The organism is Pirellulales bacterium (assembly GCA_035939775.1).
GTDB lineage: Bacteria > Planctomycetota > Planctomycetia > Pirellulales > DATAWG01 > DASZFO01.
In genome coordinates this window covers 1-14,464 of sequence record DASZFO010000192.1, presented here as the reverse complement: position 1 = coordinate 14,464, position 14,464 = coordinate 1, and the positions used below count along the sequence as shown (strand labels likewise).

At 61.2% G+C, this 14,464-nt stretch carries 11 protein-coding genes; 7 read left to right on the top strand and 4 right to left on the bottom strand.

What is annotated here, in order from left to right:
* Positions 1 to 129: 129 nt before the first annotated feature.
* The gene (gene ettA / locus VGY55_12395) at positions 130 to 1,803 is read right to left on the bottom strand and encodes an energy-dependent translational throttle protein EttA (GenBank protein ID HEV2970762.1); all 1,674 of its coding nucleotides are present in this window, start codon (positions 1,801 to 1,803) and stop codon (positions 130 to 132) included.
* Between the two features lie 282 nt (positions 1,804 to 2,085).
* Here ettA and VGY55_12390 point away from each other — a divergent pair, with 282 nt between their 5' ends.
* The gene (locus VGY55_12390; GenBank protein HEV2970761.1) at positions 2,086 to 3,780 is read left to right on the top strand and encodes an adenylate/guanylate cyclase domain-containing protein; all 1,695 of its coding nucleotides are present in this window, start codon (positions 2,086 to 2,088) and stop codon (positions 3,778 to 3,780) included.
* A 43-nt stretch (positions 3,781 to 3,823) separates the two neighbouring features.
* On the opposite strand, the gene VGY55_12385 is transcribed toward VGY55_12390, so the two are convergent.
* Complete coding sequence (locus VGY55_12385) at positions 3,824 to 4,564, bottom strand: ThuA domain-containing protein (GenBank protein ID HEV2970760.1); 741 nt, start codon at positions 4,562 to 4,564, stop codon at positions 3,824 to 3,826.
* Between the two features lie 248 nt (positions 4,565 to 4,812).
* Between VGY55_12385 and VGY55_12380 the strand changes: the two genes are divergently transcribed.
* From VGY55_12380 to VGY55_12370, 3 genes are read left to right on the top strand one after another with little or no spacing between them, the layout of a single operon-like run.
* On the top strand, positions 4,813 to 6,252 hold the full coding sequence (locus VGY55_12380) for an FAD-linked oxidase C-terminal domain-containing protein (protein ID HEV2970759.1): 1,440 nt from the start codon (positions 4,813 to 4,815) through the stop codon (positions 6,250 to 6,252).
* 43 nt (positions 6,253 to 6,295) lie between these two features.
* Complete coding sequence (locus VGY55_12375) at positions 6,296 to 7,516, top strand: FAD-binding oxidoreductase (GenBank protein ID HEV2970758.1); 1,221 nt, start codon at positions 6,296 to 6,298, stop codon at positions 7,514 to 7,516.
* Positions 7,513 to 8,916 carry a (Fe-S)-binding protein gene (locus VGY55_12370; GenBank protein HEV2970757.1) on the top strand — a complete coding sequence of 468 codons (1,404 nt, stop codon included), beginning with the start codon at positions 7,513 to 7,515 and terminating at the stop codon, positions 8,914 to 8,916. The genes VGY55_12375 and VGY55_12370 overlap by 4 nt, the downstream gene beginning before the upstream one ends.
* Before the next feature lie 183 nt (positions 8,917 to 9,099).
* Here VGY55_12370 and VGY55_12365 read toward each other — a convergent pair whose 3' ends face one another.
* The gene (locus tag VGY55_12365) at positions 9,100 to 10,050 is read right to left on the bottom strand and encodes a serine/threonine-protein kinase (protein HEV2970756.1); all 951 of its coding nucleotides are present in this window, start codon (positions 10,048 to 10,050) and stop codon (positions 9,100 to 9,102) included.
* Positions 10,051 to 10,496: 446 nt separating this feature from the next.
* Between VGY55_12365 and VGY55_12360 the strand changes: the two genes are divergently transcribed.
* The 3 genes from VGY55_12360 to VGY55_12350 all read left to right on the top strand — a co-directional run bounded on the left by VGY55_12360 (position 10,497) and on the right by VGY55_12350 (position 14,078).
* Positions 10,497 to 11,444 carry a sugar-binding protein gene (locus tag VGY55_12360; protein ID HEV2970755.1) on the top strand — a complete coding sequence of 316 codons (948 nt, stop codon included), beginning with the start codon at positions 10,497 to 10,499 and terminating at the stop codon, positions 11,442 to 11,444.
* Positions 11,445 to 11,583: 139 nt separating this feature from the next.
* Positions 11,584 to 13,101, top strand: coding sequence for a sugar ABC transporter ATP-binding protein (locus VGY55_12355; GenBank protein ID HEV2970754.1), 1,518 nt, complete (start codon positions 11,584 to 11,586; stop codon positions 13,099 to 13,101).
* Entirely contained in the window at positions 13,098 to 14,078 is a 981-nt protein-coding gene (locus VGY55_12350; protein ID HEV2970753.1) for an ABC transporter permease, read from the top strand. Before VGY55_12355 ends, VGY55_12350 begins: the two co-directional genes overlap by 4 nt.
* Positions 14,079 to 14,268: 190 nt before the next feature.
* Here VGY55_12350 and VGY55_12345 read toward each other — a convergent pair.
* A partial coding sequence (locus tag VGY55_12345) for an outer membrane beta-barrel protein (GenBank protein HEV2970752.1) occupies positions 14,269 to 14,464 on the bottom strand: 196 nt, incomplete at its 5' end.

Here is a 14,464-nt window from a genome sequence, read left to right as displayed (position 1 = left end):
TGATTAAATTCGCCAATTGTTCTGGCTAATTTAATCAAATCGAGGCCCGCCGCCGGGCACGTAGGGCACTGATGAGAGGCTGCGGCCGGCTCCGGGATCTAGCGGTCTTTTCGTGCGAAGATCGTCAGATCAATGCTGCAGCTTCTTGTACCGGAATCGGTGCGGCTGGTCGGCTTCCATTCCTAGCCGCTGGCGGCGCTGCTCTTCGTAGGTCTGAAAATTCCCTTCGCAGACGTGGACGTAGCCGTCCCCTTCGAAGGCGATGATATGAGTGGCGATCCGGTCGAGGAACCAGCGATCGTGGCTGATCACCACGGCGCAGCCGGCGAAGTTGACGATCGCTTCTTCCAACGCCCGAAGCGTGTCGACGTCTAGATCGTTCGTCGGCTCGTCGAGCAAGAGCAGGTTGCAGCCGCGGCGGAGCAGCTTGGCCAGGTGGACGCGGTTCCGCTCGCCGCCGGAGAGCACGCCAACGCGCTTTTGCTGATCTTGCCCCGTGAAATTGAACCTCGCGACATAAGCCCGGGCATTGATCTTCCGGCCCCCCATTTCCAAAGTATCGTGCCCGCCGGAAATCTCCTCGAAAGCGCTCTTTTCGGGATCGAGCGCGTCGCGCGTCTGATCCACATAGCCCATTTCGACGGTCGGGCCGATTCGAATTGTGCCCGCATCCGGCTGTTCCTCACCCGTGATGAGCCTGAACAGCGTAGTCTTTCCGGCCCCGTTTGGTCCGATCACGCCCACGATCCCGCCGGCGGGCAAACGGAAGCTGAAATTCTCGAATAGCAGATTATCGCCATAGGCCTTTGACACTCCCTGGGCCTCGACGACCAACTCGCCAAGTTTCTTGCCGGGCGGAATCTGAATCTCAAACTCGTCCTCGCGCTCCTGGAATTTCTCGGCCGACATTTGCTCGTAGGCTCGAATGCGGGCTTTGCTCTTCGACTGCCGGGCCTTGGGGGCCATCCGAATCCATTCCAGCTCGCGGTCCAAAGTCTTCTGGCGAGCGGAGGCGGCCTTTTCCTCAAGCTTCAGCCGATCCCGCTTCTGTTCGAGCCACGAGCTGTAGTTGCCTTCCCACGGGATGCCGCGGCCGCGGTCGAGTTCCAAAATCCAGCCGGCCACGTTGTCGAGGAAATAGCGATCGTGCGTGACCGCGACCACCGTGCCGGAATAATCGTGCAAATGCCGCTCGAGCCAGGCGACACTCTCGGCATCGAGATGGTTCGTCGGCTCGTCCAAGAGCAACAGGTCGGGCCGCTCGAGCAGAATCTTACAGAGCGCGACGCGCCGCCGCTCGCCGCCCGAGAGCTTCGAAACGTCGGCATCGCCGGGAGGCAGGTTCATCGCGTCCATCGCGATCTCAATCTGCCGGTCGAGTTCCCAAGCCCCGAGCGCTTCGATCTGATCTTGCACGCGGGCCTGCTCGGCGAGCAGCTTGTCCATCTCGTCCGGTTCGAGCGGCTCCCCGAGCTTTGCGTTGATCTCGTCGAACCGCCACAGGATGGCCCGAGTGTGGGCGACGGCTTCTTCGACGTTCCCTAGCACGTCCTTCTCTGAATTGAGCCGCGGCTCCTGCGAGAGATAGCCGGCAGTGAAGCCGTCGCTCAACTTGGCCTCGCCGTCGAATTCCTTGTCTTGCCCGGCCATGATCCGCAGCAGCGAACTCTTGCCAGAGCCGTTTCGCCCGAGCACCCCGATCTTCGCCCCGGGATAAAAGGCAAGCCAGATATTCTTGAGCACTTCGCGCTGGCCAAATTTCTTGACCAGATCGCCGATTTGATAAATGTATTGCTGGCCCATGAGCGGAAGAATCTCATCAAGTCGGATTTTAAAAGCGTTTAGAAACCCCTCACAAAACCGCCGGGGACCGTCCCCATTTTGCGGAGTCCGCGGAGCAAAACTGGGGACTGTCCCCTTCGTCCCGGCGGTTTTGTGAGGGGTTCTAATTCTATGCGGTGGCTTCGAGTTGTGTATAGACTTGTTATATTCGAGGAGTACGACGTTTCGGCGGGAGTTCTGTTGCGGAATGGTACCATCCTTATGCCGCCGCCGGACTGGAAGTCGGCCGGCCGTTGAGAACCGATGCGAATCCGCTACCTCTATAAAGGCGAAGAAAGCCTGTTTGATTCTCCGACCGCGGCGGTCGTCATCGGCCGCGCCAAGCCGGGAAGCGTTTCGGTCGACCTCGATCTCTCCCCTGACATGGCCGTGTCGCGCCCTCATGCGCGGATCAGTTTCGACAGCGGCCAGTTCTGGGTCGAAGATCTCGGCAGCGGACATGGAACTCGAGTTGACGGCGATGATATCCGCGGCAAGGGCCGAGTGGCGCTGACGGAAAAGAGCGAAATCCGCATCGGCCAGACCACGCTGTTTATTGCGGCGCCGCTGTTGATCGACAACGTCACGATTTCCCCGATCCTCCAGGCGAAGGAGCCCGTGGCCTTGGGCGCGTCCGCGCAAGACGGAGGGGGCGCGCCTTCGCTGGCGGCCACCCCGACCACGCTCATCGGCGGATTGCCCGTGCCGTTCGACCCCGCGGAGCCCGCGGCGAGCCGTCAGCAGCGATTGCTCTACGAGCTGCTTTTGTATTTCGGGACCGACGCGCCCTTGGACCAACTCTTGCAGTTCGCGGTGGATCGCTTGGTGGCGTCCGTTCCCGCGGCGCAACGCGGCGCCCTGCTGCTGCGAGATTCTGGCGGAGCGGGGTTGCTGCTCAAAGCTCATTTGCCGCCGGGACAGCCGGCCATTAGCACAACGCTGGCCGAACATGCCATGCAATGCGGCGGAGGGTTCATTTGGCGAAGGGGCACGGACGTAAACGCCGTTTCTGAAAGCATGATGACGCTGCAAATCGCCGAGGGCATTTATGCCCCGTTGACTTGGCGCGGCGAGACATTCGGCGTGATCTGCGTCGACAACTGCGACAGCTCGCACGAGTTTGCCGAGACGGACCTGGAGTTGGTCGTCGCGGCCGGGCAACATGTGGCGCTGGCGATCGCGAATTACCAGTTGCGCGAGGATCTCCGTCGCAACGCGGCACTCATCGAACGACTGCTGACCAACTTTTCTCCCGCGATTCGCCGCCGGCTTTTGGAAAAAGCCCGGCACGGCCGGTTGAAGCTCGGGGGCGAAAAATCGGAGGTGACGATCCTTTCTTCCGATATCCGCGGGTTCACCAAAACGAGCGCCGCGATGGACGCCGTCGATATCGTCGACATGCTCAATAGCTACTTCTCGGCTCTGGTGAGTGCGATTTTTCGGCACGACGGCACGGTGGACAAATTCATCGGCGATGCGATCCTGGCCGTCTTTGGCAGCCCCGAACCCGATCCCGATCAGCACGCCAAGGCCGTCCGCGCTGCGCTGGCGATGCAAGCCGCGATCGCCGAGGTCAATAGCGCGCGGCAGGCTCGCGGTCAGGTCGTTTGCGAGATGGGAATCGGAATCCACTGTGGCGAAGCACTGCACGGCTTCATCGGTTCTGAAGAGCGGATGGAGTTTACGGTGATCGGCGATGCCGTGAACCGAACGTCGCGATATTGCGACGGCGCTGGTCCAGGGCAAGTCTTGATCAGCCCGGAAATGTACCAGCGCGTTTGGAATCTCGTGCATGCCTCGCAAACCGCGATCAAAACCAAGCACGAAGGCAGCGTGCCGGCATTTCGCGTTGACGGACTCCGAGACCGGCTCACCTCGTCATCGACGCTCGCAGCGCCGCAGGGGCAACGGGCGGCCAACCGCGATGATCCGAATTCGAGCGGCAGCACGCTGTTATAGTACCGCAATCTCTCCATCGCGCCGTGATCCCGCGCCAGTGACGTTATTTCGGGCTGAGCGGCTCGCGGATTTGCCGGCCTTCGCCGTGATAGGCGGAGCCGGTCGGGGCGGCCCAGCGGGCGGCGTTGGCGAGGATACGCTGCACGTTCGGATCGTGGTAGATCGGAAACGTTTCGTGGCCGGGGCTGAAGTAGACGATCTTTCCCTTGCCGCGGCGGAAGGTGCAGCCAGAGCGAAAGACTTCGCCGCCGGCGAACCAACTCACCAACACTAATTCATCCGGCGCGGGGATGTCGAATTGCTCGCCGTACATCTCCGATTGCGGCAGCGCGAAGCATTCGCCCAAGAGACCTTCGACGAGCGGATGGGCCGGGTTCACGATCCAAAGCCGCTCCAACTCGCCGGCATCGCGCCATCGCAACATGCAGCTTGTCCCCATCAGCCGGCGAAAGATCTTCGAGGCGTGGCCCGAATGGAGCACGACGAGCCCCATTCCTTCGAGCACACGCCGCTGCACGCGATCCACGATTCCGTCGGCGACGCGGTCGTGAGCGGCATGACCCCACCAATACAGGACGTCCGTCGCGGCGAGCGCCGCTTCGCTTAGCCCGTGTTCCGGTTCTTCGAGCGTGGCAGTGTGGACCGCGATCGCGGCGCCAAGCTGCTGTGCGAGCGCATCGGCAATCGTCCGATGAATTCCGTCGGGGTAGATTCGCTGGACTTCGGGCTTCGTCCTTTCATGGATGAATTCATTCCAGACGGTGATGCGGATCGGGTCGGGCATCGTTGGCGCTCCTTTTCGGCTCGCGGATTATCATGAGCCTAGCCGCAATGCTCGTCCCGCGCCACTCCCTCTCCCTCTGGGAGAGGGCTGGGGTGAGGGTGCGGCAGCCGCGCGGCGAGCCTAGCGGGTGCAAGGCCGGCACCTCTAATCTACAGTGCCGTCGGTGTATCAGCGCTGACTTGACACACCGTACGCAGTCGGAATTCTGGCGAATTCCGCTACCCGACCCGTCGTCACTCTCGAATCCCATGCCGCCGGCAATCCTCACTCCCTTGATCGAAGAACTCCGCGAGATCGTCGGGCTCGACGGCGTGCTATCGGCCCATTCCGATCTGGTCGTCTACGAATGCGACGGGTTCGTGATGGAGAAGAATTGTCCCGACGTGGCCGTTTTCCCGCGAACGACCGACGAAGTAGCCCGGATCGTTCGGGCGGCCGTTCGCCATGGCGCGCCGATCGTTCCCCGTGGAGCCGGGACGAGCCTCGCCGGAGGTTGCCTGCCGGTAGGGGGCGGGGTGATGATCGTGCTCACGCGGATGAAGCAGATTCTCGAGATCAATATCCGCGATCGCTATGCGGTGGTGCAGCCGGGAGTGGTCAATGCCTGGCTAACTCAGGCGCTGAAGGGGACCGGCTACCATTACGCCCCCGATCCTTCGAGCCAAGGGGCGTGTACGATCGGCGGCAATGTTGCTACCAATTCCGGCGGTCCGCACACGCTCAAGTATGGCGTCACGGTGAATCACGTCCTCGGCGTCGAGGCCGTGCTCGCGGACGGGCGGGTGTTTCAATCCGGCGGGCCGGCCGAGGACTATCCGGGGCTCGATCTCACCGGCGCGCTCGTCGGGAGCGAGGGAACGCTGGCGATCGTCACGAAGGTTTGGGTCCGCCTCACTCGCGATCCGCAAGGCTGCCGCACGCTGCTGGGCGTTTACGATTCGGTTGACGACGCCACCAACACGATCAGCGAGATCATCGGCGCGGGAATCATCCCGGCGGCGCTCGAGATGATGGACCAGGGGATTCTGGAGGCGGTCGAGCAGGCCTTTCATTTCGGTTTTCCGCTCGATGCGAAAGCGATCCTGTTGATCGAAGTGGATGGACTGGAAGCCGGGCTCGACCAACAGCGCGATCGGATCATCGAGCTGTGCAAGAAGTGCGGCACTCGCGAGGTGCGCCAAGCCCGCGACGCCAAGGAGCGGCAGTTGCTCTGGAAGTGCCGCAAGCAAGCGTTCGGCGCGATCGGCCGGCTCAGCCCGAGCTATTGCACACAGGACGGCGTCGTGCCGCGAACCAAGCTGCCGCACATTTTCCGGCACATCATCGAAATCGGCAAGCGCTACAAGGTGCGAATCGTGAATGTCTTCCACGCCGGCGACGGCAATATCCATCCGATCATCTTGTTCGACGAGCGCGATCCGGGCGCGACCGAGCGCGTGCTCAAGGCCAGCAGCGAGATCCTCAACGAGTGCATCGCCTGCGGCGGGAGCGTCACCGGTGAGCACGGCATCGGCGTCGAAAAGATCGGCTACATGCGAAAGCTATTCAGCGACGATGATCTGGCTGCGATGGAACGGCTGCGCGCGGCGTTCAATCCTGAAAATCGCCTCAGCCCTTGCAAAATGCTGCCGACGGCCGGCGCCTGCGGAATGGAACAAACCCGCCCCGGCCGCAGAGCGGCGGTGTGAAGTACAAAGTATAAAGTACGAAGTACGAAACGACGGTTGAGAAATGCCAGACAGGATCACTCCCGCCGCGCAGCCGGCCGTCGTAGCCGCTATTGCTGACGCATTTGCCGGCGGCACGCCGGTTTATCCGGTCGGTGGCGGGACGAGCTTGGGATTTGGCTTGCCGGCCGCGCGGCCGGGAGTCGAATTGTCGCTTGCCAAACTGAACCGGTTGATCGATTACCCGGCCCGCGATATGACGATCACGGTCGAGGCGGGGATCACGATGTCAGCACTGGCCGCAACGTTGGCGGCCGAACGCCAGCGGCTGCCGATCGACGTGCCGCAGGCGGATCGGGCGACGCTCGGCGGCGTAATCGCGACGAACTTCAGCGGCCCGCTCCGTTATGGGCATCGGACGATTCGCGACTACGTGATCGGCATCAACGCCGTCGATGGCCGCGGCAAGCCGTTCAAAGGGGGCGGCCGCGTCGTGAAAAACGTCGCCGGCTACGATTTCTGCAAGCTGCTCACCGGTTCTTTGGGAACGCTGGGGGTGATCACGCAAGTGACGCTCAAGGTAAAGCCGATCCCGGAGCAAACGGCTCTTTTCGCCTGCCGGGTCAAGGATCTGGCGCATGCGGAGCGGCTCCTGACGGCGCTCGTTGCATCAGCGACTACGCCGGTGGCGATCGAACTCGTCGCCGGCCCGGCGTGGCGCGACGATCCGGCGCTCGAGCCATTGACAAGCGGCGAATTCGGCCATCTCGTCGTAGCGCTCGAAGGAACCGGTTCCGAAGTCGAATGGATGAAAACCACACTCGTCGAAGAATTGAAGGCTCAAGGAGCGACGGGAAATATTGTTGCTGATGATCGCGCAGTGGGGCTATGGCACCGGCTCCGCGAGTTTCCCGCAGCCGAATCGGCGCTCGTCCTCAAGGCCAACGTTCCGCCCAGCCGCGCGGTCGAGATGGTCCGGTTGCTCACGGATGCGGTGGCGGATTGCTCGATCCAGGCCCACGCCGGCAACGGAATCGTACTGGCCCGATATCCTACGTTTCCCGCAGGCGGCGTGTCACGAATCCTCGTCGGCCGCCTGCAGCCTGCGGCCCAGAACGCGGCCGGCAATCTAATCGTACTTTCATCAACGCTATCCGGCGAACTCACGCGGCAGGCTGTCTGGGGAACAACTGCCGGCGCTGCTATGCTGATGGAAGCGGTGAAACGCCAATTCGATCCGAAGAACTTGCTCAATCCAGGCCGGTTTGTTTATTCCAACGCATGACGACGATTACAGAAGCATCACTGGAGACAGAAGACCCGCCGCGAGCGGATGGGGCGAAGGTCGAAGTATCGCTGCCGTCGAGTCCGGACGCGCCACAGAATCCGGGTGCGGGAATCGATTATCGGCGGTTCCTCGAATGCGTGCATTGTGGGCTTTGCACGGCCGCTTGCCCGACTTACGCGGAACTGGGAAATGAGAACGATAGCCCGCGCGGCCGCATCTATTTGATGCGCGCGGTGACCGATGGCCGGCTCGAACTAACGAGCGAAGTCCGCCGGCATCTGGAACTCTGCCTCGACTGCCGGGCCTGCGAAACGGCCTGCCCGTCGGGCGTGCAATACGGCAAGCTAATCGAACCATTCCGCGTGGCGATGGAACACACGGGCGATGGGCCGAAAAAAAGCCAAGATTGGTTTCACCGCTGGATTCTGTTCGGTGTGTTTCCCTATCCGAATCGGATGCGTAAGCTGTTGATTCCCGCGCGGATCGCCCAGCGGCTTGGCCTGCTCCGGTTCGCCGAAGTCACCGGATTGCTGCGGCTGTTGCCGCAGCGGCTGCGGCAATTGGTCGCGATGTTGCCGCCGCCGCGCCGCAACGATCGCCGGTTGCCGGAGTTCCTGCCCGCCGAGGGAAAGCGCCGCGCGCGGGTCGCGCTCTTCACCGGCTGCGTATCGGACGCGATGTTTCGCCACACGAATTGGGCCACCGCCCGCGTCTTGCAAAAGAATGGTTGCGACGTGTTCGTTCCCCAGCAACAAGGCTGCTGCGGGGCGATCCATTTCCACTCCGGCGCGAGCGAGCCGGCCCGCCAATTCGCGGACGCCAATCTGGCGGCCTTCGACTATCGCGACTTGGATGCCGTGATCGTGAATGTCGCCGGCTGCGGGGCGATGCTCAAAGACTACGGCCATCACTGGCACGACGATCGCCAACCCGACCGCGAGCAATTCGCCGCCAAGGTGCAAGACATCCATGAGTTTCTCGATCGCCTGGGGATTGTTCCTCCGCCAGGGCGAATCGAGACGACCGCAACTTATCACGACGCCTGCCATCTGGTTCATGCGCAAAGAATCCGCGAAGCCCCGCGGCGGCTGCTGGCCCAAATCCCCGGCCTCATGCTCAAGGAGCTTCCCGAATCCGAACTCTGCTGCGGCGCGGCAGGGACTTACAATCTCACCGAACCCGAGATGGCCCAGCGGCTCAGCAAACGGAAGCTGGCGAACGTCGTCAGCACTGGCGCCCGCGTGGTCGTCACCGCCAACGCCGGCTGCCTGCTCCAAATCGCCCGCGAAGCCCGCCAGCAAGGCGAGCGACTGGAGATCGTGCATCCGATGGATTTGCTCGACAGAAGTTATCGAGAAGGGAGGCCAGAGATCAATGGGCGGCCGTCACGGAGTTAGTCCGCGTCGCGTGCCACTGGCCAGCAACGTCGGCCAGTGCTGAATCGCCAGACAAAATGGGCCCGCACATTAGGCTTCTCAGTCACGGCAATCCTTCAAATCACCGCGGCGGCAGGTTCCGGCACTGGCCGACTTCGCTGGCCAGTGCCACCTCCGTCTGGGCCGCGGAAACAGTCTGCGCCGTCACGCTGCGCGCTCATCCAGTGCGTCAATCTCCAGCCGCACGAGTTGGTGGATCACTTCCTGCATCGATTGCGGGCGACGCAATGGTTCCTTGAAAAGCATCCGCCGCACGAGATGAGCCAACTCGGGCGGGAGATCGGGCCGCAGAGCGCGAAGATTGGGCGGCCGGTATTCGTTGTGCATCCGCAACAGGTCCGCCAGGTCGCGGGCGGCCAGCGGCAGCCGGCCGGCGAGCATCTCGAATAGCACGATCCCCAGGCTGAAGATGTCTGTTCGCTCGTCGGCCGCGAGCGCGGAAGTGAGCAGCTCGGGGGCCAGATAGTTAATCGTGCCCAGCACCAGCCGATTGGCGGCCGAGCCGGTCTCGCCAAATGCCCGCGCGAACCCCAAATCCAGCAGCGTCAAATGCCCGTTGCGGGCCAAAAAGATATTGGCCGGCTTGACGTCGCCATGCAGATAGCCGTGGCGGTGCATGGCAGAGAGTCCCTCCGCGGTTTGCCGGGCGATCCACAGAGCCGTTGACGCATTAAGCGGGCCGCCGCGCAGCCGAGCGGCGAGCGTTTGCCCAACGAGCCGCGGCATCACGACAAAGTACGGCGCGTCGTGCAGATGCGCGGCCAGCACGGGAATGACGTGCGGATGAACCACCGTCCGGCCGACCTTTGCCTCGCGGCGCAACAGGGCCACCGCTTCCGATTGCTCTTCCCAGCGACGATGCAACATTTTCAGGGCATAGGCGGCGCGGTGGCCCGCTGGACTAGCGGCGGGCCGAGCGCGGAAAACTCTTGCTAAAGCCCCTTCCCCCAACAGTCCCTCCAATCGCCAGTCGCCGGCCTCGGTCGGCAGAGCCGCGGCAACCGCTCGCGGATATTCGGCGGTCTCGTGCGATGCGCTAGTCCGGCGGGGGCCGTCCGAGGCGAGCAGCAATTTCGGCTCGGTAGTCTGGGTCATTCGTGCAGGCGCGAGTTGCCATTCCGCGAAGCAGAATTGCAGTTCGCCTTTGTCAAGGAAGTTGGGTCGTGCAGTTTGAATCGGCCGTTCTTCCGCGACAATTGAAAACGCTGCGCCTGCACCGAATTTGCGGCAAATCCTCGCCGTTTTGCCCGCTTTGACTGCGCTGTTCGCGTCGCGATTCTGGCTGTAGTCAGTTGTGCCAATCCTTATCAATCGAAAACTCTGTACAGCGCTCCTACTTGCGATCCGCTGCCGGGCATTTTAGAATCGCTCGTTCGCGGGACATCCGTTTGCGATCGTGACTCATTTCTGTTTTTTCGCTCGGTCCCGATCTATTCGCACGGATTGCAATCGTCAAGTCAATGGCTGGTCAATAACAAAGGACTCGGCAAATGCTCCATCGAAGTTCGGTAGTTTGCGGAATTGCTGCAGCGCTTTTTAGCATGACCGCGCTGGTCGGTTGCACGAAGACTCCCAGTCCTTCCGCGGCTGCTCCTTCCGCTGCCGCAGCGAAGACGGTGAAATTGGCGTTCGTCACCAACAATGCTTCCGATTTCTGGACGTATGCTCACGCCGGCTGCGATAAGGCCGTTGCCGATCTGGGAAATGTTGAGCTCGATTTTCAAGTCCCCGCCGACGGCAGCGCCGCCACTCAGAAACGGATCGTCCAAGACCTGCTCGCCAAAGGCGTCAACGGAATCGCGATCAGCCCCAAGGATCCTGCCAATCAAACGGAACTGCTCAACGAAGCGGCCAAACAGGCGCTGCTGATTTGCCACGACTCGGACGCTCCGGCCAGTGATCGGGCCTGCTACATCGGAACCGACAATACGGCCGCCGGTCGCCAAGCGGGCGGATTGATCAAAGAGGCGCTACCCAACGGCGGAAAGATCATGATCTTTGTCGGCACGCTCGACGCCCAGAACGCCAAAGACCGATACACCGGAATTCAAGAGGCGCTGAAAGGCTCCAAAGTCGAAATCATCGAGGTCCGCACCGATGAGACCGATCGTGTCCGGGCGAAGTCCAACGTCAAAGATGCGATCCTCAAATATCCTGAGCTGGCATGTCTCGTTGGCCTGTGGAGCTATAACGGACCGGCCATCTACAATGCCGTGAAAGATGCCGACAAGGTCGGTAAAATCAAGATCGTCACTTTTGATGAGGAAGATGAGACCCTGGCTGGAGTGAAGGATGGGGCCATTTTCGCGACCGTCGTGCAACAGCCCTATGAATTCGGCTACCAGGCAATCACGCTGATGGCCAAAGTGATTGGGGGAGACAAGAGTGTCGTCCCCGATAGCAAGGTCATCATTGTGCCAACGCTGGCGATCAATAAGGACACGGTTGACGAATTCTCCGCGCGCCTCAAGAAGCTTCGCGGCAAGTGAGTTTTGCAACGATGCGCCGGGCAGAACCGCCTTCGCTGCAACTTGCCTTGCACTCCGACGTACTTGAGATGACACGTGGAGGGGGTGTCGTACCCGCGTGAATTTAAGCGACGGGCGCGGCTTCCACGACCGACGACGCATGCCGATTCCCTTGCTTGAATTGTCGTCGATTTCCAAACGGTTTCCCGGCGTGGTCGCGCTCGATTCCGTTTCGCTCGAGTTCTTTCCGCGAGAAGTTGTCGCCCTGATCGGCGAGAATGGCGCCGGCAAATCGACCCTCATGAGGATCCTTGGTGGCGTCCACCAGGCCGATGCCGGGACGATCCGCTTGGAAGGAAAGCCGGTTACGATCCGTTCCGTGCACCAGGCAATCGAGTTTGGGATTGGATTCATCCACCAGGAACTGAACGTACTCGATAATCTCGACGTGGCGGCCAATGTCTTTCTCGGCCGCGAGCGGCTGTGGGGCGGGCCGCTTTGCCTGGTGGACCGCTCGACGATGCGAAATCAGGCCGCGATTCATCTGAAGAGGCTGGGGCTGAATATCGATCCCGCGACGCCGCTCTCCGAACTATCTCTGGCCCAGCAGCAGATGGTGGAGATCGCTAAGGTGCTGTCGCAGAACGCCCGCATCATCATCATGGATGAACCGACCAGTTGCTTAACACTCACCGAGACGGGTCGGCTACTGGCCACGATTAAGGATCTGCGTGATCAAGGCGTCAGCATCATCTATATATCTCACCGACTCAACGAAGTGAAACAATGCGCAGATCGCGTGGTGGCGCTGCGCGACGGTAAGAATGCCGGTTTCCTGGACCGCGAGCAGATCAATCATCAAAATATGGTCCGCTTGATGGTCGGCCGCGACCTGAAGGATCTATTCGTGCGTACTTCCGGCGAGCGGCAAGGTCGTTGCTTGCAGGTCCGGGGGCTTCGCACTGCCGCCAATCCGCACGCCACCGTCAGCTTCGACGTCGAGCGCGGCGAGGTCCTCGGTATTGCCGGTCTTGTTGGTGCCGGTCGCTCCGAAGTCGCTCAAGCGGTTTTCGGAGTCGATCCGCCGCTGGAAGGAAGCATCTCGATCGACGGAAAGCCCGTCGCGATCCACTCTTCGCGCGATGCCATCAGCGCCGGAATCTTTCTGGTTCCCGAAGATCGCCGAAAAATGGGCCTCGTAACGGATATGTCGATCCGGGAGAACGTCTCGATGCCTGGCATCTGGAACTATACCAAGCTCGCCTTGATTAGCCGAAACCGAGAGTCCCGCGCCGCCGCAGAACAGATCAAGCGATTGCGGATCAAAGCGCCGACTGTCGAGACGCGCGTTGCCAATCTTTCGGGCGGGAACCAGCAGAAAGTCGTGCTGGGAAAGTGGTTGGCGCTCAAACCGCGGGTGTTGATCTTTGACGAGCCTACGCGCGGAATTGACGTCGGCGCCAAAGCCGAGATCTACAAGCTGATGAGCGACTTGGCGGCCAACGGAGTCGCGATCATCATGATCAGTTCCGACATGGAAGAAGTGCTCGGCGTGGCCGATCGCATCGCCGTCATGCACGAGGGCGCGATTACCGGCATCGTCAATCGGAACGAGGCGACTGAGGAAGGGATCATGAATTTGGCGGTCGGGATGGCAGAAAGAAGGGCGATCGCGTGAAAAAGGAACTTGGCATTTTCCTGATTCTGGCTGCGGTCTGCCTGGCGGTAGGGTGGTCTACGCCCAATTTCTATAGCCCCTACAACGTCAAGAACCTTTCGACACTGATCGGAATGTTCGGCATATTTGGTGTCGGGTTGGCATTGGTTATCATTTCAGGAGGCATTGACCTTTCAGTCGGATCCGTCTTCGCCTTGCTGGGAGTGACACTTTATATCATGCTGCGCGAGTGGCATTGGCCCTGGCCAATCGCGACCGCCGTTATCGTTGCGGGGGCCGCTTGCCTGGGAGCGATCCATGCTTTCTTGATCACAAAAGTCCGGCTGCAGTCGTTCATTGTCACGCTCTGCGGCATGCTCATCTATCGGAGCGTGGCCCGCTACATTATTTCCGATGCCAGCGCCGGTTTCGGCGCCGAGAATTTCGGGGTTTTCCGGGCGCTGGCATCGGGCAGAGTTGGGATCCCGTTCACCAGGTATGTCATCGGAGCGCCGTTCGTTGCATTTGTGGCCGTGGCGGCGATCATGTGGGTCGTGCTGCACCGCTCGGTGTACGGCCGATACTTGTTCGCCGTGGGCCGCAATGAAGACGCGGCCCGTTACTCCGGAATTAATAGCAAGCTCGTTGTTGCCGGCGCCTACGTCCTTTGCACGGTGCTGGCGGCATTTTCCGGCATCCTGTTCGCGATCGATACGAACACGATTCAGGCCAGCGACTTCGGTATCGGCTACGAAATGTATGGAATCGCGGCCGCGGTGCTCGGTGGCTGCAGCCTTCGCGGCGGAGAGGGATCGATCCTCGGAGTGGTCATCGGGACCGCGCTCCTTCAGGTACTACAGAATGCCGTCAATCTTCTCGGCATCCCAAGTTCGTTGAACTTTGCCGTGATGGGAGGCGTCATTCTCGTCGGCGTGCTAGCCGACCAAATCCTCGCGCAGCGTCGCGCACATCGGAAGCAGCTCACGAAGGCCGCTTAAGAAGAGTCACCGACCAGAGAGCGACGCGAACCAGATTTAATATCCGTTGCGACGCACCCTGGCGCTTCATGGTGCGTCTGCGCTTCGCTTGACGCACTCTACACCAGTGCAAAAAAATCGCCGCGGCAGTTTGGCTGCCGCGGCGATTCAAGTGACGTTCGCCAGTCCGCCTGGCGGCGGAGATCAACCGTTAGAACTGCACGATCATGTCCGTCGAGTAAATCCACTGGTGGTTGGCCGTGCCGTCGTGGTACGGCTTGACGCCGTTGAGGTCTTGGCCGCTGAACCAGTCGTAGCGGATTTCCGGACGGAATTGGACGTTCGCGTTCGGATGGTAGTTCAAACCGGCGGTGATGTCGTAGAAGTCGCCGGCGAATCCGCCCGCC

What these genes read in the sequence shown, in the direction of transcription:
- VGY55_12370 (HEV2970757.1), top strand. Translation starts at nt 7,513, where the DNA reads ATGACGACGATTACAGAAGCATCACTGGAGACAGAAGACCCGCCGCGA.
- VGY55_12355 (HEV2970754.1), top strand. Translation starts at nt 11,584, where the DNA reads ATGCCGATTCCCTTGCTTGAATTGTCGTCGATTTCCAAACGGTTTCCC.
- VGY55_12385 (HEV2970760.1), bottom strand. Translation starts at nt 4,564, where the DNA reads ATGCCCGACCCGATCCGCATCACCGTCTGGAATGAATTCATCCATGAA.
- VGY55_12380 (HEV2970759.1), top strand. Translation starts at nt 4,813, where the DNA reads ATGCCGCCGGCAATCCTCACTCCCTTGATCGAAGAACTCCGCGAGATC.
- VGY55_12375 (HEV2970758.1), top strand. Translation starts at nt 6,296, where the DNA reads ATGCCAGACAGGATCACTCCCGCCGCGCAGCCGGCCGTCGTAGCCGCT.
- VGY55_12360 (HEV2970755.1), top strand. Translation starts at nt 10,497, where the DNA reads ATGACCGCGCTGGTCGGTTGCACGAAGACTCCCAGTCCTTCCGCGGCT.
- VGY55_12365 (HEV2970756.1), bottom strand. Translation starts at nt 10,050, where the DNA reads ATGACCCAGACTACCGAGCCGAAATTGCTGCTCGCCTCGGACGGCCCC.
- ettA (HEV2970762.1), bottom strand. Translation starts at nt 1,803, where the DNA reads ATGGGCCAGCAATACATTTATCAAATCGGCGATCTGGTCAAGAAATTT.
- VGY55_12390 (HEV2970761.1), top strand. Translation starts at nt 2,086, where the DNA reads ATGCGAATCCGCTACCTCTATAAAGGCGAAGAAAGCCTGTTTGATTCT.